Annotated in this window: 19 protein-coding genes; 14 read left to right on the forward strand and 5 right to left on the reverse strand. The window is 63.0% G+C overall.

The window, feature by feature from the left end:
- The first annotated feature begins 5 nt into the window (after positions 1-5).
- Together M5B99_RS26210 and M5B99_RS26215 are read left to right on the forward strand one after the other, a co-directional pair.
- The gene (locus M5B99_RS26210) at positions 6-5,927 is read left to right on the forward strand and encodes an Hpt domain-containing protein (RefSeq protein ID WP_248806784.1); all 5,922 of its coding nucleotides are present in this window, start codon (positions 6-8) and stop codon (positions 5,925-5,927) included.
- Positions 5,920-6,375, forward strand: a complete 456-nt coding sequence (locus M5B99_RS26215) for a chemotaxis protein CheW (protein ID WP_248795139.1) — start codon at positions 5,920-5,922, stop codon at positions 6,373-6,375. Before M5B99_RS26210 ends, M5B99_RS26215 begins: the two co-directional genes overlap by 8 nt.
- Before the next feature lie 49 nt (positions 6,376-6,424).
- On the opposite strand, the gene M5B99_RS26220 is transcribed toward M5B99_RS26215, so the two are convergent.
- Positions 6,425-6,955, reverse strand: a complete 531-nt coding sequence (locus tag M5B99_RS26220) for a hypothetical protein (protein ID WP_248795140.1) — start codon at positions 6,953-6,955, stop codon at positions 6,425-6,427.
- Between the two features lie 470 nt (positions 6,956-7,425).
- Between M5B99_RS26220 and mdcA the strand changes: the two genes are divergently transcribed.
- The 9 genes from mdcA to madM all read left to right on the forward strand — a co-directional run bounded on the left by mdcA (position 7,426) and on the right by madM (position 14,896).
- Positions 7,426-9,099 carry a malonate decarboxylase subunit alpha gene (gene mdcA / locus M5B99_RS26225; protein ID WP_248806785.1) on the forward strand — a complete coding sequence of 558 codons (1,674 nt, stop codon included), beginning with the start codon at positions 7,426-7,428 and terminating at the stop codon, positions 9,097-9,099.
- On the forward strand, positions 9,100-10,143 hold the full coding sequence (locus M5B99_RS26230; RefSeq protein WP_248806786.1) for a triphosphoribosyl-dephospho-CoA synthase: 1,044 nt from the start codon (positions 9,100-9,102) through the stop codon (positions 10,141-10,143). It abuts the gene before it with no gap.
- Positions 10,143-10,442 (forward strand): malonate decarboxylase subunit delta, encoded by a 300-nt coding sequence (locus M5B99_RS26235; protein WP_248806787.1) that lies wholly within the window; start codon positions 10,143-10,145, stop codon positions 10,440-10,442. Before M5B99_RS26230 ends, M5B99_RS26235 begins: the two co-directional genes overlap by 1 nt.
- Entirely contained in the window at positions 10,435-11,286 is an 852-nt protein-coding gene (locus tag M5B99_RS26240; RefSeq protein WP_248806788.1) for a biotin-independent malonate decarboxylase subunit beta, read from the forward strand. The genes M5B99_RS26235 and M5B99_RS26240 overlap by 8 nt, the downstream gene beginning before the upstream one ends.
- Positions 11,283-12,086 (forward strand): biotin-independent malonate decarboxylase subunit gamma, encoded by an 804-nt coding sequence (mdcE, locus tag M5B99_RS26245; protein WP_248806789.1) that lies wholly within the window; start codon positions 11,283-11,285, stop codon positions 12,084-12,086. Before M5B99_RS26240 ends, mdcE begins: the two co-directional genes overlap by 4 nt.
- Before the next feature lie 6 nt (positions 12,087-12,092).
- Positions 12,093-12,722, forward strand: coding sequence for a malonate decarboxylase holo-ACP synthase (locus tag M5B99_RS26250; RefSeq protein ID WP_248806790.1), 630 nt, complete (start codon positions 12,093-12,095; stop codon positions 12,720-12,722).
- Positions 12,719-13,648: a malonate decarboxylase subunit epsilon gene (mdcH, locus tag M5B99_RS26255; protein WP_248806791.1), complete on the forward strand. Its 930-nt coding sequence runs from the start codon at positions 12,719-12,721 to the stop codon at positions 13,646-13,648. Before M5B99_RS26250 ends, mdcH begins: the two co-directional genes overlap by 4 nt.
- Positions 13,649-13,713: 65 nt before the next feature.
- Positions 13,714-14,130 (forward strand): malonate transporter subunit MadL, encoded by a 417-nt coding sequence (gene madL / locus M5B99_RS26260; protein ID WP_248806792.1) that lies wholly within the window; start codon positions 13,714-13,716, stop codon positions 14,128-14,130.
- A 1-nt stretch (position 14,131) separates the two neighbouring features.
- Complete coding sequence (gene madM / locus M5B99_RS26265; protein ID WP_248806793.1) at positions 14,132-14,896, forward strand: malonate transporter subunit MadM; 765 nt, start codon at positions 14,132-14,134, stop codon at positions 14,894-14,896.
- Between the two features lie 248 nt (positions 14,897-15,144).
- Here the strand turns inward: madM and M5B99_RS26270 are convergent, their stop codons facing one another.
- A complete protein-coding gene (locus M5B99_RS26270; RefSeq protein ID WP_248806794.1) occupies positions 15,145-16,059 on the reverse strand; it encodes a LysR substrate-binding domain-containing protein in 915 nt (304 codons plus the stop codon).
- Between the two features lie 65 nt (positions 16,060-16,124).
- Positions 16,125-16,340 carry a hypothetical protein gene (locus M5B99_RS26275; protein ID WP_248806795.1) on the reverse strand — a complete coding sequence of 72 codons (216 nt, stop codon included), beginning with the start codon at positions 16,338-16,340 and terminating at the stop codon, positions 16,125-16,127.
- Positions 16,341-16,551: 211 nt separating this feature from the next.
- Between M5B99_RS26275 and trhA the strand changes: the two genes are divergently transcribed.
- Positions 16,552-17,169: a PAQR family membrane homeostasis protein TrhA gene (trhA, locus tag M5B99_RS26280; protein WP_248806796.1), complete on the forward strand. Its 618-nt coding sequence runs from the start codon at positions 16,552-16,554 to the stop codon at positions 17,167-17,169.
- A gap of 146 nt (positions 17,170-17,315) precedes the next feature.
- Here trhA and M5B99_RS26285 read toward each other — a convergent pair whose 3' ends face one another.
- Positions 17,316-18,035 (reverse strand): 16S rRNA (uracil(1498)-N(3))-methyltransferase, encoded by a 720-nt coding sequence (locus tag M5B99_RS26285; RefSeq protein ID WP_248806797.1) that lies wholly within the window; start codon positions 18,033-18,035, stop codon positions 17,316-17,318.
- Positions 18,036-18,234: 199 nt separating this feature from the next.
- The gene (locus M5B99_RS26290; protein WP_248806798.1) at positions 18,235-19,641 is read right to left on the reverse strand and encodes an adenosylmethionine--8-amino-7-oxononanoate transaminase; all 1,407 of its coding nucleotides are present in this window, start codon (positions 19,639-19,641) and stop codon (positions 18,235-18,237) included.
- 284 nt (positions 19,642-19,925) lie between these two features.
- On the opposite strand from M5B99_RS26290, the gene M5B99_RS26295 reads away from it, so the two are divergent.
- Both M5B99_RS26295 and M5B99_RS26300 read left to right on the forward strand, forming a co-directional pair.
- On the forward strand, positions 19,926-20,477 hold the full coding sequence (locus M5B99_RS26295) for a cytochrome b (RefSeq protein WP_248806799.1): 552 nt from the start codon (positions 19,926-19,928) through the stop codon (positions 20,475-20,477).
- A gap of 31 nt (positions 20,478-20,508) precedes the next feature.
- Positions 20,509-21,105 carry a YceI family protein gene (locus M5B99_RS26300; protein ID WP_248806800.1) on the forward strand — a complete coding sequence of 199 codons (597 nt, stop codon included), beginning with the start codon at positions 20,509-20,511 and terminating at the stop codon, positions 21,103-21,105.
- Positions 21,106-21,261 lie beyond the last annotated feature (156 nt).

Here is a 21,261-nt window from a genome sequence, read left to right on the forward strand (position 1 = left end):
TCGTCATGAGCGATCAGCACGACTATGTGGCCCTCGAATGGGTCAAGGGCGAAATCGCCGATACCCTGAAGCAGGCACGCCAGGCCCTGGATGCGTACGATGAACCGACGCATTCGGCCCAGGACATCGCCGAATGCCTGGAATGCATTCACCAGGTCCATGGCAGCTTGCAGATGGTCGAGTTCTACGGCGCCGCCCTGCTCGCCGAAGAAACCGAAGCCCTGGCCCTGGCCGTGGAACAAGGGCGGGTGGTCGATCTGCCGGAAGCGCTGAAATTGCTGCGCCAGGCCCTGGGCCAGATGCCACTGTACCTGGACCGGGTCCACAGTGCGCGCCGCGATCTGCCGTTGGTGGTACTGCCGCTGCTCAACGACTTGCGCAGCGCCCGCGGTGAAAGCCTGTTGTCGGAAACCAGCCTGTTCAGCCCGACTCTGCCGGAGCTGTCGCCGCTGGACGAGGCCGGCCTCGCCCGATTGACCCCGCCGGAACTGCCGGCCTTGCTGCGCAAGTTGCGGCAAATGTTGCAGACCGCCCTGGTCGGCTTGCTCCGCGAGCAGGACGACGAGACCAATCTCGGCTACATGGCCAAGGTCTTCGCCCGCCTTGAAAACCTCTGCCTGGAGGCGCCGCTGGGGGCGCTCTGGCAAGTCGAGTCGGCGCTGGTCGAGGGCATGCTCGCCGGCGTCATCGCCAACAGCCCGGCCCTGCGCAGCCTGCTCAAGGACTCCGACAAGGAGCTCAAGCGCCTGCTGGAGCAGGGCATCGCCGGGATCAATCAGTCGGCACCGGAAGAATTGCTCAAAAGCCTGCTGTTCTATATCGCCAAGGCGCGGCAACCGACGGCGCAGATGCTCGTCCTGAAAGAACGTTATGGCCTCGATGAGGCCCTTCCAGATACGGCGGTGGTCAACGAAGAACGGGCGCGCCTGGCCGGCCCGGACCGTGATGCCATGCGTTCGGTGGTGGCGGCGCTGTGCGAGGAGTTGGTGCGGGTCAAGGAGCGCCTGGACTTGTTCGTGCGCGGCGACCGCCAGCACACCGACGAACTGTCCAGTCTGCTGGCGCCCCTGCGGCAGATCGCCGATACCCTGGCGGTGCTCGGCTTCGGCCAGCCGCGCAAGGTCATCATCGACCAGACGGCGGTGGTCCTGGGCCTGGTCCAGGGCCAGCGCGAGCCGAATGACGCGGTGCTGATGGACGTTGCCGGGGCCTTGCTCTATGTCGAGGCGACCCTGGCCGGGATGATCGGCACCGTGGAACCGGAAAGTCGCGAAGAAAGCCGCCTGCCGACCACCGACCTGACCCAGATCCACCAGTTGGTGGTCAAGGAGTCGCGGATCTGCCTGCAGCAGGCCAAGGACCTGATCATCGAGTACATCGATGCCGACTGGGACCGCGAGCGCCTGTTGCCCCTGCCCGAGTTGCTGACCCAGGTCCGGGGCGCTTTGTCGATGATTCCCCTCGGTCGGGCCGCAAGCCTGCTGGAAACCTGTAATCGCTATATCCACGATCACCTGTTGAACGGTCCGCAACCGCCGTCCTGGCAGCAGCTCGATCGCCTGGCCGATGCGCTGACGAGTATCGAGTACTACCTCGAACGCCTCGGCGAAGACCACGAGGCGCCGGGTGAACGGGTGCTGGACATGGCCGAGGAAAGTCTCGACGCACTGGGGTATACGCCTGTCGAGCAGGACGTGCCGGTGCTCGAGGATGTCCTGAGCCCCAACGAAGCCCAAGTGATGCAGGACTTACAGGTGCTGGACAACGCGCAGGTGGTGCAGTCCCTGGCCGATGTCCTGGCCAGCCCCGTGTCCGCCCTCAACCCGCCGGCCCGCCAGGTCCCGGGCAGCTTGCTGCCACCACCGGGCGACGAGGCAGCGGTGGACGATGAATTGCGTGAGGTCTTCCTGGAAGAGTGCGCGGAAGTGCTTGATGTACTGCGCGAATACTTGCCGCGTTGGGCGCTGAATACCGAGAGCAAGTCGGCCCTGACCGAGTTGCGCCGCGCTTTCCACACGCTCAAGGGCAGCGGCCGGATGGTGCGGGCGCTGGTGCTCGGCGAACTGGCCTGGGCCGTGGAAAACTTGCTCAATCGCGTGCTCGAACACAGCGTCGAGGCCGACGCGCCAGTCCACCAGTTGCTCGACGATGTGCTGCAGGTGTTGCCGGAACTGGTCAGTGAATTTGCCGAACAGGCCCAGCGTCAGCGCGACGATATCGACCTGTTGGCCGCCCGCGCCCATGAGCTGGCGGGTTCGGCTGAGGTCGGGGGCGGGGAAGCGCGAGAGACAGACGAGGAGGCCATCGATCGGCAGTTGCTGGATATTTTCCGCAACGAGGCCGAGACGCACCTGGACAGCCTCAACCATTTCCTCGAACAGGCCACCGAACACCTGCCGCTGGCGGCCAGCGACGAATTGCAAAGGGCCTTGCACACCCTCAAGGGCAGCGCCTATGTGGCGGGCGTGCGGCCGATTGCCGAACTGGCGGCGCCGTTCTACCACCTGGTGCGTGAGTTCAAGGCCCACCTGTTGCCACTGGACCTGGACGAGGTCGAGTTGCTGCTGGAGGCCGAGGTCCTGTTGCACCAGGGCTTGAAGCAACTGGCGGACGATCCGCTGGCGGCCATCGACGGCGCCCCGGAGCTGATCCGGCGTGCCGAGGCGCTGCTCGCGGCCCGGCTGGAGTCCCTGCTCAGCGTGGCCAGCGGCACCAAGCGCGACCCGCAATTGATCAACAACTTCCTCGCCCAGGGCATGGATATCCTGCTCGATGCGGAGAACCTGCTGTTGCGCTGGCAACAGCACCCCGGCGAGCGCCAGGAGCTCGACCAACTGCTCGACGAACTGACCACCCTCGGCCAGGGCGCCCACAGTGCCGACCTGCACCCGGTGGACGAACTCTGCGAAGCCTTGCTCGACCTGTACGGCGCGGTGGAAGAAAGCAGCCTGGCGGTCAGCGAGCGGTTTTTCCATGAGGCGCAGAATGCCCATGAAGCGCTGATCAACATGTTCGACGAGCTGGCCGCCGGCCAGGAAATCAAGGCGCAGCCGGAACGACTCCGAGCCTTGCGCGAGCTGCTCGACGAGGCCCTCGACCCCTCCGCCACCGGCTTGATCAAGACTGACGGCAGCCGCGCCTTGAGCATTGCCGAGCTGGGCGCCGCCACCGCCGAAGCGAGCCTGGCTCTCGATGGAGTGGACCTCGACGATGAGATCGTGGTGATCTTTCTCGAAGAGGCCGCGGATATCCTCGACAGTGCCGGGCTGGCCTTGCAGCGTTGGCTCGACGAGCCGGATAACGCCGCGCCGCTGCTGTCCCTGCAACGGGACCTGCACACCCTCAAGGGTGGCGCGCGGATGGCCGAGATCGGCCCGGTGGGCGATCTGGCCCACGAGCTGGAAAATCTCTACGAAGGCCTGGTGGACCGACGCTTCAGCCATTCTCCCGAGCTGGCGCTGCTGTTGCAGAAAAGCCATGACCGCCTGGCGATCCTGCTCGAGCAACTCCAGGGGCACCAGCCCCTGGGCGATCCGAGTGCGCTGATCGAGAGTCTGCGCCTGTTCCGTCAGGGCAGCAGCGCGCCGCAGGAGGTGAGCGAGGCCGCCGAAGCGTCAGCGTCCGTTACCGGCAACGACCCGGAGTTGTTGGAGATCTTCCTCGAAGAAGGCTTCGATATCCTCGAAAGCTCCGGCGCGGCCTTGCTGCGCTGGCAGGCCGAGCCGGCGAATCGGCAGGACGTGGAAACCCTGCTGCGCGACCTGCACACCCTCAAGGGCAGTGCGCGCATGGTGGAAATCGCGCCGATCGGTGACTTGGCCCATGAGCTGGAGTTTCTCTACGAAGGGTTGTCGGCGGGGCTGCTGCAACCGAGTGCCGAACTGTTCGGCTTGTTGCAGGCCGGCCATGACCGGCTGGCGCAGATGCTCGACGCGGTGCGCGCCGAACAGCCGGTGCTGCCCGCCGATGCGCTGATCCAGGATATCCAGGCGTTTGGCCGGCAGTCGCCGGTCAATCTACCGGTCGCGGCCCCGGTTGCCGCGCCGGCCGCGGCCAAGCCCGAGGTGCCGACGGTGACCGAGGCCGAGCGGGCGGCCCAGGATATGGTCAAGGTCTCGGCGGACGTGCTCGAAGACCTGGTCAACCTGGCCGGTGAAACTTCGATCTTCCGTGGCCGTATCGAACAGCAGGTCAACGACGCCAGGATCGCGCTCAACGAGATGGAGACCACCATCGAGCGTATGCGTGACCAGCTGCGGCGTCTCGACACGGAGACCCAGGGGCGGATTCTCAGCCGCCAGCAGGTGGAAGCCGAGCGCCTGGGTTATGAAGAATTCGACCCGTTGGAAATGGACCGGCATTCGCAGTTGCAGCAATTGTCGCGGGCCTTGTTCGAGTCTGCTTCCGACCTGCTCGACCTCAAGGAGACCCTGGCCGGGCGCAACCAGGATGCGGAAAACCTGTTGGCACAACAGGCGCGGGTCAACACCCAGTTGCAGGAAGGTCTGATGCGCACGCGCATGGTGCCGTTCGAGCGCCTGGTGCCGCGCCTCAAGCGCATCGTCCGGCAGGTGGCGGGGGAGTTGGGCAAGGAGGTCGATTTCGTCGTCGGCAATGCCGAGGGCGAGATGGACCGCAATGTGCTGGAACGCATGGTCGCCCCCCTGGAGCATATGTTGCGCAATGCCGTCGACCACGGCCTGGAAAATGCCGAGGGCCGGCGTGCCGCCGGCAAGCCGGAGCAGGGGCTGATCACCCTGGACCTGTCCCACGAAGGCGGCGACATCGTCTTCGATATTCGCGACGACGGCGCCGGGGTGCCGCTCGAAGCGGTGCGGCGCAAGGCGATCAAGCGCGGCCTGTTGGAGCCGGACATGCCGATCAGCGACCGCGACGTGTTGCAGTTCATCCTCCAGCCGGGCTTTTCCACGGCGGAGAAGATCACCCAGATTTCCGGACGCGGCGTGGGCATGGACGTGGTCCACGAAGAGGTGCGGCAATTGGGCGGCAGCATGCGCATCGATTCCATCCCGGGGCAGGGCGTGCACTTCCAGATCCGCCTGCCGTTCAGCGTCTCGGTGAACCGTGCGTTGATGGTGCAGTGCGCCGACGAGCAATATGCGGTGCCGTTGAACACCGTCGAAGGGCTGGTGCGGGTGCTGCCGGGTGAGCTGGAAAGTTATTACCAACTGGATCCGCCGCGTTACGAGTACGCCGGACAGACCTACGAACTGCGTTATCTCGGTGAGCTGTTGCAAACCGTGGGCAAACCGAAGTTGCTCGGCCAGAACCTGGCGTTGCCGGTGTTGCTGGTGCATTGCAACGACCAGCGCATGGCGTTGCAAGTGGATGCCCTGGCCGGTTCGCGGGAAATCGTGGTGAAGAACCTCGGGCCGCAGTTCGCCGCGGTACCGGGGCTATCGGGAGCGACCATCCTGGGTGACGGTCGCGTGGTGTTGATTCTCGATTTGATCGCCCATGTGCGCAACGCCCTGGCGCGGCCGCCGGTGCAGTCCCTGTCCAGTGCTGGCGGCGTGGATGCCACGCCGGTGCGTCCGACCCTGGTCATGGTGGTGGACGACTCGGTCACCGTGCGCAAGGTCACCAGTCGCCTGCTGGAGCGCAACGGCATGAACGTGCTGACGGCCAAGGATGGGGTGGATGCCATGATGTTGCTGGAGGAGCACACCCCGGACCTGATGCTGCTGGACATTGAAATGCCGCGCATGGACGGTTTCGAAGTGGCGACACGGATCCGCAACGATGCTCGGCTCAAGGATCTGCCGATCATCATGATCACCTCGCGTACCGGGCAGAAACACCGCGACCGGGCCATGGCCATTGGCGTCAACGAATACCTGGGCAAGCCGTACCAGGAGTCGGCGTTGCTGGAGAGCATCGCCTATTGGAGCCCGCTTCATGCATGAGCACAGCACCAGCAGCCTGACGGGGCTGATGCTGCCGTTGGCGGACCGTTACCTGCTGCTGCCCAACGTCGCGGTGGCGGAGTTGATCGACTACCAGCGTGGCGAGCCGGCCAGTGATGCGCCGCCGTGGTATTTGCGGCAGGTGACCTGGCGTAATCAGCAATTGCCGCTGATCAGCTTCGAGGCGGCCTGCGGCTGTCCGCTGGCGGTGGGCGATCGGGCACGGATCGTGGTGCTCAATGCCCTGGGCGGGCGCCCGGAGTTGAAGTTCATCGCGCTGGTGATCCAGGGGATCCCGCGTTCGTACAAGCTCGACAGCCAGCTGAGTTTTGTCGATGTGCCGCTGTACCGGTTGGAGAAGGCGGCGGTGCAGGTCGGCGAGTGGGTGGCAAAGGTACCGGACCTGCTGGGGTTGGAGCAGTTGGTACTGGAGTCCGGGTTGGCCTGACAACCCGGACTCTGGCATAACGGCTGCCGGTCCTTCGCGAGCAAGCCGTTCAGGCGGAGGTTTGGGATCTCTGCTCATACTGAAAGGAAAGTCGCTGGACTCGGATGTTGTCAATGTCCACCTTGCGGGACGTTTCGAAATCTGCCCCGCCTCGCGTACCGATCCAGACTTGTTTCGAACCGTCCGCGAAAAGCTTGCCGATAAAGCCCCACGTTACGTGATGCCACTTGTTGAGCTCAGTGTCAGGCTGCGTCCAATTATTGACCCATTGCCTTGTGGTCTCCGTGGTAACCGTGATCGCGATCTGTTCCGCTTCACCCGGTTCCAGTGGGTGAATGCGATAATCGAACGTTACGTGATACTGTGCTTTCCTCTCCTCTCCGTCCTGAATAGCAAACTCTTTAAAAAGGGATGGCTGAATTCCCGTCGCGCTCCCCCGTTCCTTTTCCAGCTTGCCGGACCAGAACGTATTCGAACCTTTTTCGGTCTTGAGCTCTCCGGCGGGTCGAATTCCCGGGCCATTTTTCCAGCCGTTCCAATTACCTTCTTTGAAATCGGTAAAATCATCCAGGTTTTTCATGTTTGTTTCTCCGGTCACAGGCGCTTTTGATCCTGCCCGTGGAGCCGGACATTGGAGGTCGCAGCGCAACTTTCAGTAGAAACTGGAGACGGTCGTTTGCCTACTGTCAGAACTGACAGGGTGAAGCGGTTGGCCGACAAGCGGTTTGTATTGGAGTCCGGGCTGGTCTGATAAGCGCCGTGGGCAGTCCGAGCGTTTGCGTAACGGCCGCTGGCCTCTTCGCGGGCAAGCTCCGCTCCCACCGTTTTTTGCGTCGTACACTGAACTTGCGTATTACCCGAATATTGTGGGAGCGGAGCTTGCCCGCGAAGAAGGCGGCCCGGACGCCAGAAATCTCACGGGTGTGCTACCTCTCGCTTATTCAACAATAACCATTACCCCAAGCGTAACGATCTGCCGCTGGGCTTGATTGATGCCCGGGCGATTCACTCCTACTGTCTACTCCACGAAAGCGAACCCGTGGAGTGAGCATGACAACAATATCCCCCGACTCGCGCTGGACGCGGCGGCGCACCGAGAAGCAGCGCCGTCTCGAGCAGGTGCGAGCCCTCGCCGATGGCGTGGTGTTGCCGACCGACAAGATCGTCGCCGCCCTCGAAGTCCTGATCATGCCTGGCGACCGGGTGGTGCTGGAGGGCAATAACCAGAAGCAGGCGGATTTCCTCTCCCGGTCCCTGGTAAAAGCCGATCCGGCCAAGCTCCACGATTTGCACATGATCATGCCCAGTGTCGGTCGCGCCGAGCACCTGGACCTGTTCGAACGTGGCATCGCCCGCAAGCTCGACTTCTCCTTCGCCGGCACCCAGAGCCTGCGCATCAGCCAGTTGCTGGAAGACGGCCTGCTGGAAATCGGCGCGATTCACACCTACATCGAACTCTATGCGCGCCTGGTGGTGGACCTGATCCCCAACGTGGTACTCAGCGCCGGCTTCATGGCAGACCGCGCCGGCAATATCTACACCGGAGCCAGCACCGAAGACACCCCGGCATTGATCGAGCCGGCGGCTTTCAGCGACGGGATCGTGATCGTCCAGGTCAATCAACTGGTCGATGATGTCAGCGAGTTGCCCCGGGTGGATATTCCCGCGTCCTGGGTCGACTTCGTGGTGGTGGCCGACAAACCTTTCTATATCGAGCCGCTGTTCACCCGCGACCCGCGTCATATCAAGCCAGTGCATGTGCTGATGGCAATGATGGCGATTCGCGGGATCTACGAAAAACACAATGTGCAGTCCCTCAACCACGGGATTGGTTTCAACACCGCGGCCATCGAGCTGATCCTGCCGACCTACGGTGAGTCCCTGGGCCTGAAGGGCAAGATCTGCCGCAACTGGACGCTCAACCCGCACCCGACGCTGATTCCCGCCATCGAAAGCGGCTGGGTCGAAAGCGTGCATTGCTTCGGCACTGAGCTGGGTATGGAAAACTATATCGCGGCCCGCCCGGATGTGTTCTTCACCGGGCGCGACGGTTCGATGCGTTCGAACCGGATGTTCTGCCAATTGGCCGGGCAGTATGCGGTTGACCTGTTTATCGGCGCGACCTTGCAGGTCGACGGTGACGGTCATTCGTCTACCGTCACCCGTGGCCGCCTGGCCGGTTTCGGCGGGGCGCCGAACATGGGCCATGACCCGCGCGGTCGCCGGCATGGCACTGCGGCCTGGCTGGATATGCGCCTGGATACCAGCGATGCGCCCGAAGCCTTGCTCGAACGCGGCAAGAAGCTGGTGGTACAGATGGTCGAGACCTTCCAGGAGGGCGGAAAACCGACCTTCGTCGAAACCCTCGATGCCGTGGAAGTGGCCAGGAAAAGCGGGATGCCGTTGGCGCCGATCATGATCTACGGTGACGACGTCACCCATTTGCTCACCGAAGAGGGCATCGCCTACCTGTACAAGGCCCGCTCCCTGGAAGAGCGTCAGGCAATGATCGCCGCCGTAGCCGGTGTCACGGCTATCGGTTTGCGGCATAACCCCAAGGACACCCTGCGGATGCGTCGCGAAGGCCTGATCGCCTTGCCCGAAGACTTGGGTATCCGGCGCACCGATGCCAGTCGCGAATTGCTGGCGGCCAAGAGCGTGGCCGACCTGGTGGAATGGTCGGGAGGCCTCTACAACCCGCCCGCCAAATTCAGGAGCTGGTAAATGCACGCCTTCAATCTGCAAGCCCAACCCCTGTCCCTGGCCGAGCGCCTGGCGGACTTCGCGGTGGAAGCATTGATCGACGAAGCCGACCTGTCGCCCAAGCCGGCGTTGGTGGATCGCCGTGGCAACGGTGCCCATACCGACCTGCACCTGGGCCTGATGCATGCTTCGGCGTTGTCGCTGTGGCCGATGTTCAAGGAGATGGCCGATGCTGCTATCGCCAGCCAAGAGCGGACATTGTGGCGATGGGGCTTGCCCCCCTGTGAAGTGCTATCTGAAAAGCACAAGAGTGCCTGTGGGAGCGGAGCTTGCCCGCGAAGCTTTTGGCGACCCCAGGGATCCTTTCGCGGGCAAGCTCCGCTCCCACAAAGTGGGCGTTCAGCCGTCCGACACGGCGCCTTGTCACCGGCAACCGCTATCGACCTGTCGTTGCGTGAAGCCCTGGGCCGCATCGGTCGCGAAGGCGAGCTGGCGATGCTGCAGACCACTGGCGGGGTGAACACCCATCGCGGGGCGATCTGGGCCTTGGGGTTGTTGGTAGCCGCAGCCGCACTGGACCCAAGCGCCATCAGTGCCAATACCCTGACCCTGCGCGCCGCCCGCCTGGCCTTGCTGGAAGACCGCTACGCCCCCCGCACCGCCAGCCACGGCAGCCAGGTCGCCCAACGCTACGGCGTGCGCGGTGCTCGCGAAGAGGCACAACTGGGCTTTCCGGCGGTGACCCGCCTCGGCCTGCCGCAACTCAAACGCAGCCGGCTTGCCGGCCACGGCGAACAGAACGCCCGGCTGGATGCCTTGCTCGCAATCATGACCGACCTGGCTGACACCTGCGTGCTCTACCGCGCCGGCGTGCCGGGTTTGCAGGCCATGCAACAGGGCGCCCGCGCCGTGCTGGAAGCGGGCGGCAGTGCCAGCCTGGCCGGCCGCCGCTGCCTGCATGAATTGGATCAACAGCTGTTGGCGATGAACGCTTCACCGGGAGGCGCGGCGGATCTGCTTGCCGCCTGCCTGCTGATCGACCGCCTCGAACAGGAAGCCTTGTGATGGAAAAGTTGTCCTTTGAATTCCCCGCCGGGCAACCGCCCAAAGGCCGCGCACTGGTGGGCTGCGTCGGCTCGGGTGACCTGGAAGTGTTGCTGGAGCCCGGTCCTCCCGGCATCTTGTCGATCCAGGTGACCACCTCGGTAAACGGCAGCGCTTCGCGCTGGCAGCACCTGTTCGAGCGCCTGTTCGACGGCCAGTTGCCGCCGGCATTGGCCATCGATATCCACGATTTCGGCGCCACCCCCGGTGTGGTCCGGCTGCGTCTGGAACAAGGTTTCGAGGAGATCGGCCATGACTGACAGCCAGCGTTTGTTGCACAAGCACAGCTTCGTCGAACTTGGCGCCCGCCAGCGTGCGCGGGCCCTGCTCGACCGCGACAGTTTCCGCGAATTGCTCGACCCCTTCGCCCGGGTCATGTCGCCCTGGCTCGAACGCCAGGGCGTGGTGCCCCAGGCCGACGACGGCGTGGTGATCGCCAAGGGCAGCATCGATGGTTTGCCGGTGGTGATCGCCGCCATCGAAGGCGCGTTCCAGGGCGGCAGCCTCGGTGAAGTGGGCGGCGCGAAAATCGCCGGTGCGCTGGAGCTGGCGGCTGAAGACAACCGCAATGGCATTCCGACCCGCGCCGTGTTGCTGCTGGAAACGGGCGGCGTGCGCTTGCAGGAGGCCAATCTGGGGCTGGCGGCCATCGCCGATATCCATGCGGCGATTGTCGACCTGCGCCGTTATCAGCCGGTGATCGGCGTGGTGGCCGGGAGCGTCGGCTGTTTTGGCGGCATGTCTATCGCGGCGGCACTGTGCAGTTATCTGCTGGTGACCCAGGAAGCCCGTCTGGGCCTCAACGGCCCCCAGGTGATCGAGCAGGAGGCGGGGCTGGACGAGTACGACTCCCGTGACCGGCCGTTTATCTGGAGTCTGACCGGCGGCGAGCAGCGTTTCGCCAGCGGACTGGTGGATCGTTACGTGGCCGACGATGTGGCTTCGATCCGGCAGCAGATCGCCGAGTTGCTGGAGGCCGGTTTGCCCGACGTACAGCGCAGTCGGCAGGCGGACTGGTATCTGCAACGGCTCGCTGAACTGGATGCCGAACCGCAAATCGACCCGGCCACGGTACGCCGTCTTTTCCAAGGAGATCGCCCATGAGCGCTTATTCCCTGCGTGGTTTGCACTGGTTCCAGGCACTCGCGGCGAACGCTGTTGAAGTCCGCGGCCTGCCGCCTTCATTGAAAGTTGCCGACAGCCAACTCGGCGTTCAGCCGGTGCGCTTTCTGGCGGTGGTGGCTGATCCGGCCAACCGCTTTGTCCGTGCCCGCAACGGCGAGGTCGGATTGCTGGAAGGTTGGGGCCTGGCCAAGGCCGTGGACGAGGTGATCGAGGCCGACAGCGGCCGTGCCGAGAAGCGCGCCTTGATCGCCATTGTCGATGTGCCGAGCCAGGCTTACGGCCGTCGTGAAGAGGCCCTGGGGATTCACCAGGCCCTGGCCGGTGCGGCGGACAGTTATGCGCGCGCCCGCCTGGCGGGGCATGCGGTGATTGCACTGTTGGTGGGCAAGGCGATGTCCGGGGCGTTTCTCGCCCATGGTTATCAGGCCAATCGGCTGATCGCCCTGCGTGACCCTGGAGTGATGGTGCATGCCATGGGCAAGGCCTCGGCGGCGCGGGTGACCTTGCGCAGTCTCGATGAACTGGAGGCCCTTGCCGCCAGCGTGCCGCCAATGGCCTATGACATTGATAGCTACGCCAGTCTCGGCCTGCTCTGGAAAACCCTGGGCGTGGAGCAGATCGAGCAGCCTACGGCGGCCGACCTGGCGCAAGTGGAAGACTGTCTGGTTGAAGCCATCCACGATGTGGCCGCCAAGGGCACGGGCTTGAGTGGGCGCCTGGGCGCGAGCAATCGCGCGGCGTCGAGCCGGGTCCGGCAATTGTTGCGCGAACAGTGGTGAGCCGTGATGCGCGTTGAGGACGACTTCCGGCCCCACGACCTGCTCTGGGGGCTGACCCCGGCGCAGTTGCCGAAAGAGGCGCCGGACTGGGTGGCCGAGGCATTGGCTCTCGGTCAGCCGGTGGTGGTGCGCCGGGCGCTGACGGCGCCGGATCAGGTGCCGGTGGGCGTGCGCGGGGCCTTGCGTGGGCAGCGTTTCGCCACGCTGATGCCAAGGGTACTGGTCGAACGTTGTGTGCGGCCCGAGGCCCTTGTCGACATTGAAATCTGTGCACAGGACTGGCCGGCCTTGCAGGCGTTGCATTACCTGCGGCCGTTGTTGAATGCGTCGGGGCTGGTGTGGGGGGTTAGCGGCAGTGCCGGTTTCGAGTTGGCCACTGGCTTGCCAACCCTGCATCAACAGAGCGACCTGGATCTGATTCTGCGGACGCCGCAAACGCTGTCGCGCCGTCAGGCCAATGGTTTGTTGCTGCAACTCGACAACCCGTTCTGCCGCGTCGACCTGCAACTGCAAATCCCGTCAGGTGCCTTGGCGCTTGTGGAGTGGGCGGGCACGGCGCGGCGGGTCCTGCTCAAGCAGGCCAGCGGTGTTCGGTTGGTGCTCGATCCCTGGGATATCCGGGAGCGAGTGGTATGAGCAGCCTGCTGGTGTTTCCCGGCCAGGGTGCGCAACAGCCCGGCATGCTACATCGCCTGGCCGATGCCGCGATCGTTCGTGGCTGCCTGCACGAGGCGAGTGATGTGCTGGGCGAGGACGTCGGGTTGCTGGATACGCCGCAAGCCCTGGCCTCGACCCGGGCGGTCCAGCTTTGCCTGCTGATCGCCGGTGTGGCCTGTGCCCGGCTGTTGCTGGAAGACAGCGCGCCGCCGGCTTATGTCGCCGGCTTGTCCATCGGTGCCTACCCGGCGGCGGTCCTGGCCGAGACGCTGACTTTCAGCGATGCCCTGCGCCTGGTCAGCCTGCGCGGCGAGTTGATGCAGCAGGCTTATCCACAGGGTTACGGCATGACCGCCCTGATCGGGTTGGAACTGGCGGCTGTGGATAAGTTATTGGCCCAGGTGCACAGCGAACGTACACCGGTGTATCTGGCGAATATCAACGCCGATAACCAATGCGTGATCGCCGGGAGCGACGCGGCAATGAACGTCCTGGTGGCCCTGATGCAAAAGGACGGCGTGGCCCGGCGCCTGGCGGTCAGCGTGCCTTCCCACTGTCCACTGCTGGACGAACCGGCCCGGGTACTGGCCGCCGCTTTCGCCACGGTGCCGATGCAGGCACCGCGGTTGGGTTACCTCAGCGGCAGCAGTGCGCGACTGCTGCGTAGCGCTGAACAGATCCGCGATGACCTGGCGTTCAACATGCGCCGCGTCGTCGATTGGCGCGGCACCGTGCAAAGCGCCTACGAGCGGGGTGCCCGCCTGCAGATCGAACTGCCTCCGGGGTCGGTCCTGACCGGCCTGGCGCGCCGGGTATTCGAGCAAGGCACCGTCATTGCGTTCGACGGTGCCCGCCTGGACACCCTCAAGGCGCTGTTGGATGAGGAGGGACGCCGTCACCGATAAACACCGGCTGCTGCTTCGAAGGACAAAAACAACAACTTCGACAATGCAATGTGAGGACAACAAGAATGATTATCTACGGTGTGGCGTTGCTGGCGATCTGTACGCTGGCAGGGGTGATTCTGGGAGACATGCTGGGCGTGTTGCTGGGTGTGAAGTCCAATGTCGGCGGGGTCGGGATCGCGATGATCCTGTTGATCTGTGTCCGTTTGTGGATGCACAAGCGTGGCGGCCTGACCAGGGATTGCGAGATGGGCGTCGGTTTCTGGGGCGCCATGTACATTCCGGTGGTGGTGGCCATGGCGGCCAACCAGAACGTGGTCGCGGCGCTGCATGGCGGGCCATTGGCACTGCTGGCGGCGATCGGTTCGGTGCTGGTCTGCGGCTGCGCTATTGCCCTGATCAGCCGGACCCATAAAGGCGAGCCGTTGCCGGATGAGCCGGTCGCGCTTGCACCGACCTCCACCGTTGCGGGAGGTCGCTGATATGTGGGATCTCATTGGCAAGGACCTGGGACAGAATGGGCTGATCACCGCATTTGCCGGTGTGGGCGTGGTGATGTGGGTGTCAGTGGTGTTGTCCAAGCGCCTGACCTATGGCCGGATCCACGGTTCGGCGATTGCCATCGCGATCGGCCTGCTGCTGGCGTGGATCGGCGGCACATTGACCGGCGGGCAGAAAGGCCTGGCGGATGTGGCGCTGTTTTCCGGTGTCGGCTTGATGGGCGGGGCGATGCTGCGGGATTTTGCCATCGTCGCAACGGCCTTCGAGGTCCAGGCGACCGAGGCGAAGAAGGCCGGGTTGGTCGGCGCGTTGGCCTTGCTGTTGGGTACCCTGCTGCCGTTCATTGTCGGGGCAAGCATGGCCTGGGCTTTTGGTTATCGTGATGCGGTGAGTATCACCACCATTGGCGCCGGGGCAGTGACTTATATCGTCGGGCCGGTGACCGGGGCGGCGATTGGCGCGAGTTCCGAGGTGGTGGCGCTGTCGATTGCGACGGGCTTGATCAAGGCGATCCTGGTGATGGTCGGCACGCCGGTGGCGGCGCGCTGGATGGGCCTGGACAACCCGCGTTCGGCGATGGTGTTCGGTGGTTTGGCGGGGACGGTCAGTGGGGTGACCGCGGGGCTTGCGGCGACGGATCGGCGGCTGGTGCCCTATGGTGCGCTGACGGCGACTTTCCATACCGGATTGGGCTGTCTGCTGGGGCCTTCGGTGCTGTTCTTTGTCGTGCGTGGGCTGGTGGGCTGATCCTGATAGTGCGGCGCCTGTTCTGACGCCTTCGCGGGCAAGCTCCGCTCCCACAATGTCCGGGCCGGTTTGTGTCAGGGAAAGATGTGTTGCCTGTCATATCGCTTTCGCGGGCAAGCTCCGCTCCCACAATGTCCACTGAGGACGAAGGTTGAGCGCACGACTCATAACTTGTGGGAGCGGAGCTTGCCCGCGAAGAGGCCCTTGAGACCACCGAAAATGCATGATCGAACCTGCTCATGGGCAGCTCAGGTCAACCTGTTGGCATACATCCGACACTCTGCCAACAGCGCCAACAAATTGGGATCACGCTCCTTGGCCTTCAGAAACACCACCCCGATATGCTGTTGCAGGCGGTAGCGCGCCTGCAATGGGATCAGCTTCACCCGGTTCTCATACACCGCCGCAATCCGCCCCGGCAGCAAGGCGTAACCGACGCCGGAGCTGACCATGCTCAACAGCGTGAAGATATCGTTGACCTGCATCGCCACCTTCGGCTCGAATCCCGCCTGCTCGAACACCCGATTACCGTCCCGGTGCGTGGCGAAACCCTGGGTCAAGGTAATAAAAGTCATGTCCTTCAGGTCCGCCAAGTCAACTTCGTCCTGTTGGGACAGTGGTGAGTCGGCGGGCGTCGCCAGGAAAATATCATCGGAAAACAGCGGCAGCTGCTCGCAGTCGGAGTCGTTGGTTGTCTCATCCAGCGACACCAGAATCGCGTCCACTTCCATGTTCTTGAGCTTGTACAGCAGGTCGAAGTTCGAGCCCAGGATCAGGTCGATATTGAGTTCGCTGCGACGGATCTTCAGGCCCATGATCAGTTGCGGCACGGTTTTCACCGTCAGCGAGTAGAGTGATCCGAGCTTGAAGCGCTCGGCGGAGAAGCCGGCGGCCTCGCGGGTCATGCGGACAGTCTCCAGCACATCCTGGATCAGCTTCTGCGCGCGCTCTTCCAGCACATAGGCACTTTCCAGCGGCGTCAGGTTGCGCCCTTCGTGCTTGAACAACGGGCAGCGCAGGGCGCTTTCCAGGGAGTGGATGGCCCGGTGCACGCTGACGTTGCTGGTCTGCAACTCGGCTGCCGCCCGCGCGAGGTTGCCGGTACGCATGAAGGCCAGGAACACCTCCAGCTTTTTCAGGGTCAGCTCTTCGTCGATCAGCATGGCGTGGGCTCTTTTTCGAATGCCCCGATTGTGCCCAAGTCCCGGGGTTTTGGCTGGGGCTTTTTTCAGAACCAGTTGGCGCCCAGGGTGCGACTCAGCAAGCCAAGCGCGACGCCGACGATGATCGGCCAGAGGGTATTGACCCGACTGAAATAGACCACGGCGGCGTTGATCCGGTTCATCTGGGGCTCGGTGTAGCGGTGGATATCGCCCAGGGCCACGATGTTGCCGCCGATGGCCATCAAGGAGCAGGGCGGGGTGTGTATTGTTGTCCGGCGCAAACCTTTCCGGACATTTCATTTTATGTGTGGGCAGGTCTTTTTTTCTTAACTTATGGAGCGATATATATAGAAGGCGGGGTGCTTTGTTTTTTATCGGAAGGTAACGCTACAAAGCGCCTTCCTGGCGGTACCACGCCAAGACCCTTGTGCTTTTGTCCGCCAGGCCTGAGCCTTGCGCGCAGTTGTATCGATCAAGCGAGGTAAGTAGCAGATGTATCACGGGGAACGACTCAACGCCTGGACCCATCTGGTAGGGGCCGTATTGGCGTGTATCGGGGCGATCTGGTTGTTGGTGGTGGCGAGCCTGGACGGCAGCCCCTGGAAGATTGTCAGCGTAACGATCTATGGCGTGACCCTGTTGTTGCTGTACAGCGCGTCGACGGTTTATCACAGCGTGCGCGGGCGGGCCAAGGTGATCATGCAGAAGGTCGATCATCTGTCGATCTACCTGTTGATTGCCGGCAGCTATACGCCGTTCTGCCTGGTGACATTACGTGGCCCCTGGGGCTGGACGCTGTTCGGGATCGTCTGGGGCCTGGCGGTGATCGGCATGCTGCAGGAGATCAAGCCGCGTTCCGAAGCGCGGATCCTGTCCATCGTGATCTACGCGGTGATGGGCTGGATCGTGCTGGTGGCGGTCAAGCCGCTGATCGCTGCGCTGGGTACGGCGGGGTTTGTCTGGCTGGCGGCAGGTGGGGCGCTGTACACCTTGGGGATTATCTTTTTTGCCCTGGACTATCGGCTGCGGCATGCCCATGGGATCTGGCATCTGTTCGTGATTGCCGGCAGCGTGCTGCACTTCGTGGCGATTTCCTGGTACGTGATCTGAGTTATCCATCACTCAAGGTCGAGCGCGGGCCTCTGTGGGAGCCGGCTTGCCGGCGATGAGGCCAGTGACCTTGCATCGCCTGATCGGCGCCATCGCCGGCAAGCCGGCTCTCACAGGGTGTGCGCTGTGTCAGGAAGTGCGTGGGGTCAGAAATCGCCCCACAACTGCTGGGCCACGGCCAAGGCCACCACCGGCGCGGTTTCGGTACGCAATACCCGTGGGCCAAGGCGTGCCGCTAGATAACCGGCTTGCGCGGCCTGGGCCACTTCGTTGTCTGATAACCCACCTTCCGGCCCGATCAGGAACGCCAGCGTCCCCGGTTTGGGATGACTGGTCAGCGGCTCGGCCACCGGGTGCAGCACCAGCCTGAGTTCGGCTTCGGTCTGTTTCACCCACTCGGCCAGTAACAGCGGCGGATGAATCACCGGAAGCGTCGAGCGACCGCACTGTTCGCAGGCGCTGATCGCGATCTGCCGCCAATGGGCCAGACGCTTGTCGGCGCGCTCGTCCTTGAGACGGACTTCGCAGCGCTCGCTGACGATCGGGGTGATTTCACTCACGCCCAGTTCGGTGGCCTTCTGGATCGCCCAGTCCATCCGCTCGCCCCGGGACAGGCCCTGGCCGAGGTGGATGCGCAGGGGGGAATCGGTCTGCCCGGCGAAGCGTTCGGCCAGTTGCACGCGCACGCGCTTCTTGCCGACCTCCAGCAAGGTGCCGAGGAATTCCGTGCCCGAACCGTCGAACACTTGCAGGGCATCACCTTCGGCCATGCGCAGCACGCGGCCGATGTAGTGGGCCTGGGCCTCGGGCAGTTCGTGTTCGCCAAGGCCCAGGGGGGCGTCGATAAAGAAGCGGGACAGTCTCATCTGAAGTCTCTGCTGAAAATCGTATTTGCTCAGGCGGATGATATCTCTGTGGCGAACGGGCTTGCCCGCGCTGGGGCGCGAAGCTCCCCCTAAAACCAGCGAACTCGGTCTATCAGATGGACCAAGATATCCGGTTTTACGACTGCTTCGCAGTCGAGCGCGGGCAAGCCCGCTCGCCACAGGTCTTTATCATTGTCCTCTAGCCCGGATCACGGAAATCCGGATGGAAATTGCCCGGCACCGCCACGCTGACACCCGTGCGGGTAGCGATATCGATCCCTTCGCTGGCGACTTCAGCGAGGAAGTCGATCTGCTCCGGCGTTATGACATACGGCGGCAGGAAATACACCACGCTGCCCAGCGGCCGCAGCAAGGCGCCGCGCTCCAGTGCATGCTGGAAGACCTTCAGGCCACGGCGCTCCTGCCATGGATAGGCGGTCTTGCTCGCCTTGTCCTGGACCATCTCGATCGCCAGGGTCATACCCGTCTGGCGGACCTCCGCGACATGCGGATGGTCCACCAGGTGCGCGGTCGAGCTGGCCATGCGCCGGGCCAGGGCCTTGTTGTTCTCGATGACGTTGTCCTGCTCGAAGATATCCAGGGTCGCCAAGGCCGCCGCGCAGGCCAGTGGGTTTCCGGTGTAGCTGTGGGAGTGCAGGAACGCCCGCAGGGTCGGATAGTCGTCGTAGAAGGCGCTGTAGACATCCTCGGTGGTCAGGCACGCCGCCAGCGGCAGGTAGCCGCCGGTCAGGGCCTTGGACAGGCACAGGAAATCCGGGCGGATACCGGCCAGCTCGCAGGCGAACATGCTCCCGGTACGGCCGAAGCCCACGGCGATTTCATCATGGATCAGATGCACGCCATAACGGTCGCAGGCCTCGCGCAGCAGCTTGAGGTAGACCGGATGGTACATGCGCATGCCGCCGGCGCCCTGGATCAGCGGCTCGACGATCACCGCGGCGACGCTGGCGTGGTTTTGCGCCAGGGTCTGTTCCATGACCAGGAACATGTTGCGCGAATGCTCTTCCCAGCTCATGCCTTGCGGACGCAGGTAGCAATCCGGGCTGGGCACCTTGATGGTGTCCAGCAGCAGGGCCTTGTAGGTCTCGGTGAACAATGGCACATCGCCCACCGACATCGCCGCGACGGTCTCGCCGTGATAGCTGTTGGTCAGGGTGACATAACGCTTCTTGTCCGGTAGGCCGCGGTTGAGCCAGTAATGAAAGCTCATCTTCAGCGCGACTTCGATGCACGACGAACCGTTGTCGGCATAGAAGCAGCGGGTCAGCCCTTCGGGCGTCATCTTCACCAGGCGCTCGGACAATTCGATAACCGGCTGATGGCTGAACCCGGCGAGGATGACATGCTCAAGCTGATCGACCTGATCCTTGATCCGCTGGCCGATACGCGGGTTGCAGTGACCGAACACATTGACCCACCAGGAACTGACCGCGTCGAGGTAGCGCTTGCCGTCGAAATCCTCCAGCCAGACGCCTTCGCCGCGCTTGATGGGGATCATCGGCAGTTGCTCGTGATCTTTCATCTGGGTGCAGGGATGCCAGACCACCGCGAGGTCGCGTTGCATCCACTGGTTATTCAGGCTCATTTCCACTCTCCGGCAGGCAGTCCGCGACGCAGGCGGACACACAATCGCGCAAGCCTATGCAATGCGAGGCCGCAGGACAACCCATGGCAGGGCAGTCACCTCCCTGTGGCGGCGAATAAAAGGTCGCGCCCGGGTGTTCACCATAGCAATCGACCTTAATATTTTCTTAACCCGTTCGTTTCAGACTGATGATCGTATTTTTCGATATTTCAAAGCGAAATTTTCCGCTTTAATTCGATAGGTAAACCATTAGTCTTGGGCGCATCACTTACAGGATTCCGGCAATGCAGCTACGCAATTCATCCTCTCGCTACGGTGCTGTCAGTATCTTCCTGCATTGGGGCGTCGCCTTGGTGGTGTTCGGTCTTTTTGCGCTGGGCTTGTGGATGGTCGGGCTCGACTACTACAGCGAGTGGCGCAAGGCGGCTCCGGACCTGCATAAAAGTATCGGCCTGACCCTGTTCGCGGTCATGGTGTTGCGGCTGATCTGGCGTTTTATCAGCCCGCCGCCGCCGTCACCGGCCAATCATGGTCGACTGACCCGCCTGGGTGCCAAGTTTGGTCATGCGTTCCTCTATCTCGGCCTGTTTGCCCTGATGTTTTCCGGGTACCTGATTTCCACCGCCGAAGGTGTCGGGATTCCGGTATTCAACCTGTTCGATGTACCTGCCTTGATTTCCAGCATTCCCGATCAGGCGGATGTGGCCGGCAGTGTGCATTTGTTCCTGGCCTGGACGGTGGTGATCTTTGCGGTTCTCCATGGTCTGGCTGCTCTGAAACACCACTTTATCGACCGTGATGCGACGCTGATCCGCATGCTGGGTCGCAAAGCCTGATGTTCAACCTCGACTCAAAAGGAATAGAAGTATGTTGAAAAAGACACTCGCCGCTCTGGCAATCGGTTCTGCACTGTTTGTTGCCGGTCAGGCGATGGCTGCGGATTACGTGATCGACAAGGAAGGCCAGCACGCTTTCGTCGACTTCAAGATCAGCCACCTGGGCTACAGCTTCATCACCGGTACCTTCAAGGACCTGGACGGCAAGTTCAGCTTTGATGCGGCCAAGCCTGAAGACAGCAAGATCGAAGTCAACGTGCGTACCGCCAGCGTGTTCACCAACCACGCCGAGCGTGACAAGCACATCTCCAGCAAGGACTTCCTGGACGTTGCCAAGTTTGCCGATGCCAAGTTCGTCTCCACCAGCGTCAAATCCACTGGCAAGAATGCCGATGGCAAGGACACGGCTGACGTGACGGGCGACCTGACCCTGCACGGCGTGACCAAGTCGATCGTGGTCAAGGCCACCTTCCTGGGTGAGGGCAAGGACCCATGGGGCGGCTACCGTGCTGGTTTCGAAGGCGTAGCGCACATCAAGCGTTCGGACTTTGGCAAGATGATGGATTTGGGTCCAGCGTCTGATGCGGTAGAGCTGTACGTCACGTTTGAGGGTGTGAAAGCGAAGTAATGCTGGGGCTGTAGGAGCAGCCGGTCGACGCTCGATTGCCCGCGAAGCTTTTGGCGGCTTCAAGGTCCCCTTCGCGAGCAAGCTCTGCTCCCACAGTGACCGTGTTGACCGCACTTACGAGTCAAGGGTCAAGATGGTCTCCGCAGTACCGACCCC

It is taken from the genome of Pseudomonas sp. MWU13-2100, assembly GCF_023242365.1.
GTDB lineage: Bacteria > Pseudomonadota > Gammaproteobacteria > Pseudomonadales > Pseudomonadaceae > Aquipseudomonas.

Coding starts and splice junctions, on each gene's coding strand:
- M5B99_RS26210 (WP_248806784.1), top strand. CDS start 6: ATGAGCGATCAGCACGACTATGTGGCCCTCGAATGGGTCAAGGGCGAA.
- M5B99_RS26215 (WP_248795139.1), top strand. CDS start 5,920: ATGCATGAGCACAGCACCAGCAGCCTGACGGGGCTGATGCTGCCGTTG.
- M5B99_RS26220 (WP_248795140.1), bottom strand. CDS start 6,955: ATGAAAAACCTGGATGATTTTACCGATTTCAAAGAAGGTAATTGGAAC.
- mdcA (WP_248806785.1), top strand. CDS start 7,426: ATGACAACAATATCCCCCGACTCGCGCTGGACGCGGCGGCGCACCGAG.
- M5B99_RS26230 (WP_248806786.1), top strand. CDS start 9,100: ATGCACGCCTTCAATCTGCAAGCCCAACCCCTGTCCCTGGCCGAGCGC.
- M5B99_RS26235 (WP_248806787.1), top strand. CDS start 10,143: ATGGAAAAGTTGTCCTTTGAATTCCCCGCCGGGCAACCGCCCAAAGGC.
- M5B99_RS26240 (WP_248806788.1), top strand. CDS start 10,435: ATGACTGACAGCCAGCGTTTGTTGCACAAGCACAGCTTCGTCGAACTT.
- mdcE (WP_248806789.1), top strand. CDS start 11,283: ATGAGCGCTTATTCCCTGCGTGGTTTGCACTGGTTCCAGGCACTCGCG.
- M5B99_RS26250 (WP_248806790.1), top strand. CDS start 12,093: ATGCGCGTTGAGGACGACTTCCGGCCCCACGACCTGCTCTGGGGGCTG.
- mdcH (WP_248806791.1), top strand. CDS start 12,719: ATGAGCAGCCTGCTGGTGTTTCCCGGCCAGGGTGCGCAACAGCCCGGC.
- madL (WP_248806792.1), top strand. CDS start 13,714: ATGATTATCTACGGTGTGGCGTTGCTGGCGATCTGTACGCTGGCAGGG.
- madM (WP_248806793.1), top strand. CDS start 14,132: ATGTGGGATCTCATTGGCAAGGACCTGGGACAGAATGGGCTGATCACC.
- M5B99_RS26270 (WP_248806794.1), bottom strand. CDS start 16,059: ATGCTGATCGACGAAGAGCTGACCCTGAAAAAGCTGGAGGTGTTCCTG.
- trhA (WP_248806796.1), top strand. CDS start 16,552: ATGTATCACGGGGAACGACTCAACGCCTGGACCCATCTGGTAGGGGCC.
- M5B99_RS26285 (WP_248806797.1), bottom strand. CDS start 18,035: ATGAGACTGTCCCGCTTCTTTATCGACGCCCCCCTGGGCCTTGGCGAA.
- M5B99_RS26290 (WP_248806798.1), bottom strand. CDS start 19,641: ATGAGCCTGAATAACCAGTGGATGCAACGCGACCTCGCGGTGGTCTGG.
- M5B99_RS26295 (WP_248806799.1), top strand. CDS start 19,926: ATGCAGCTACGCAATTCATCCTCTCGCTACGGTGCTGTCAGTATCTTC.
- M5B99_RS26300 (WP_248806800.1), top strand. CDS start 20,509: ATGTTGAAAAAGACACTCGCCGCTCTGGCAATCGGTTCTGCACTGTTT.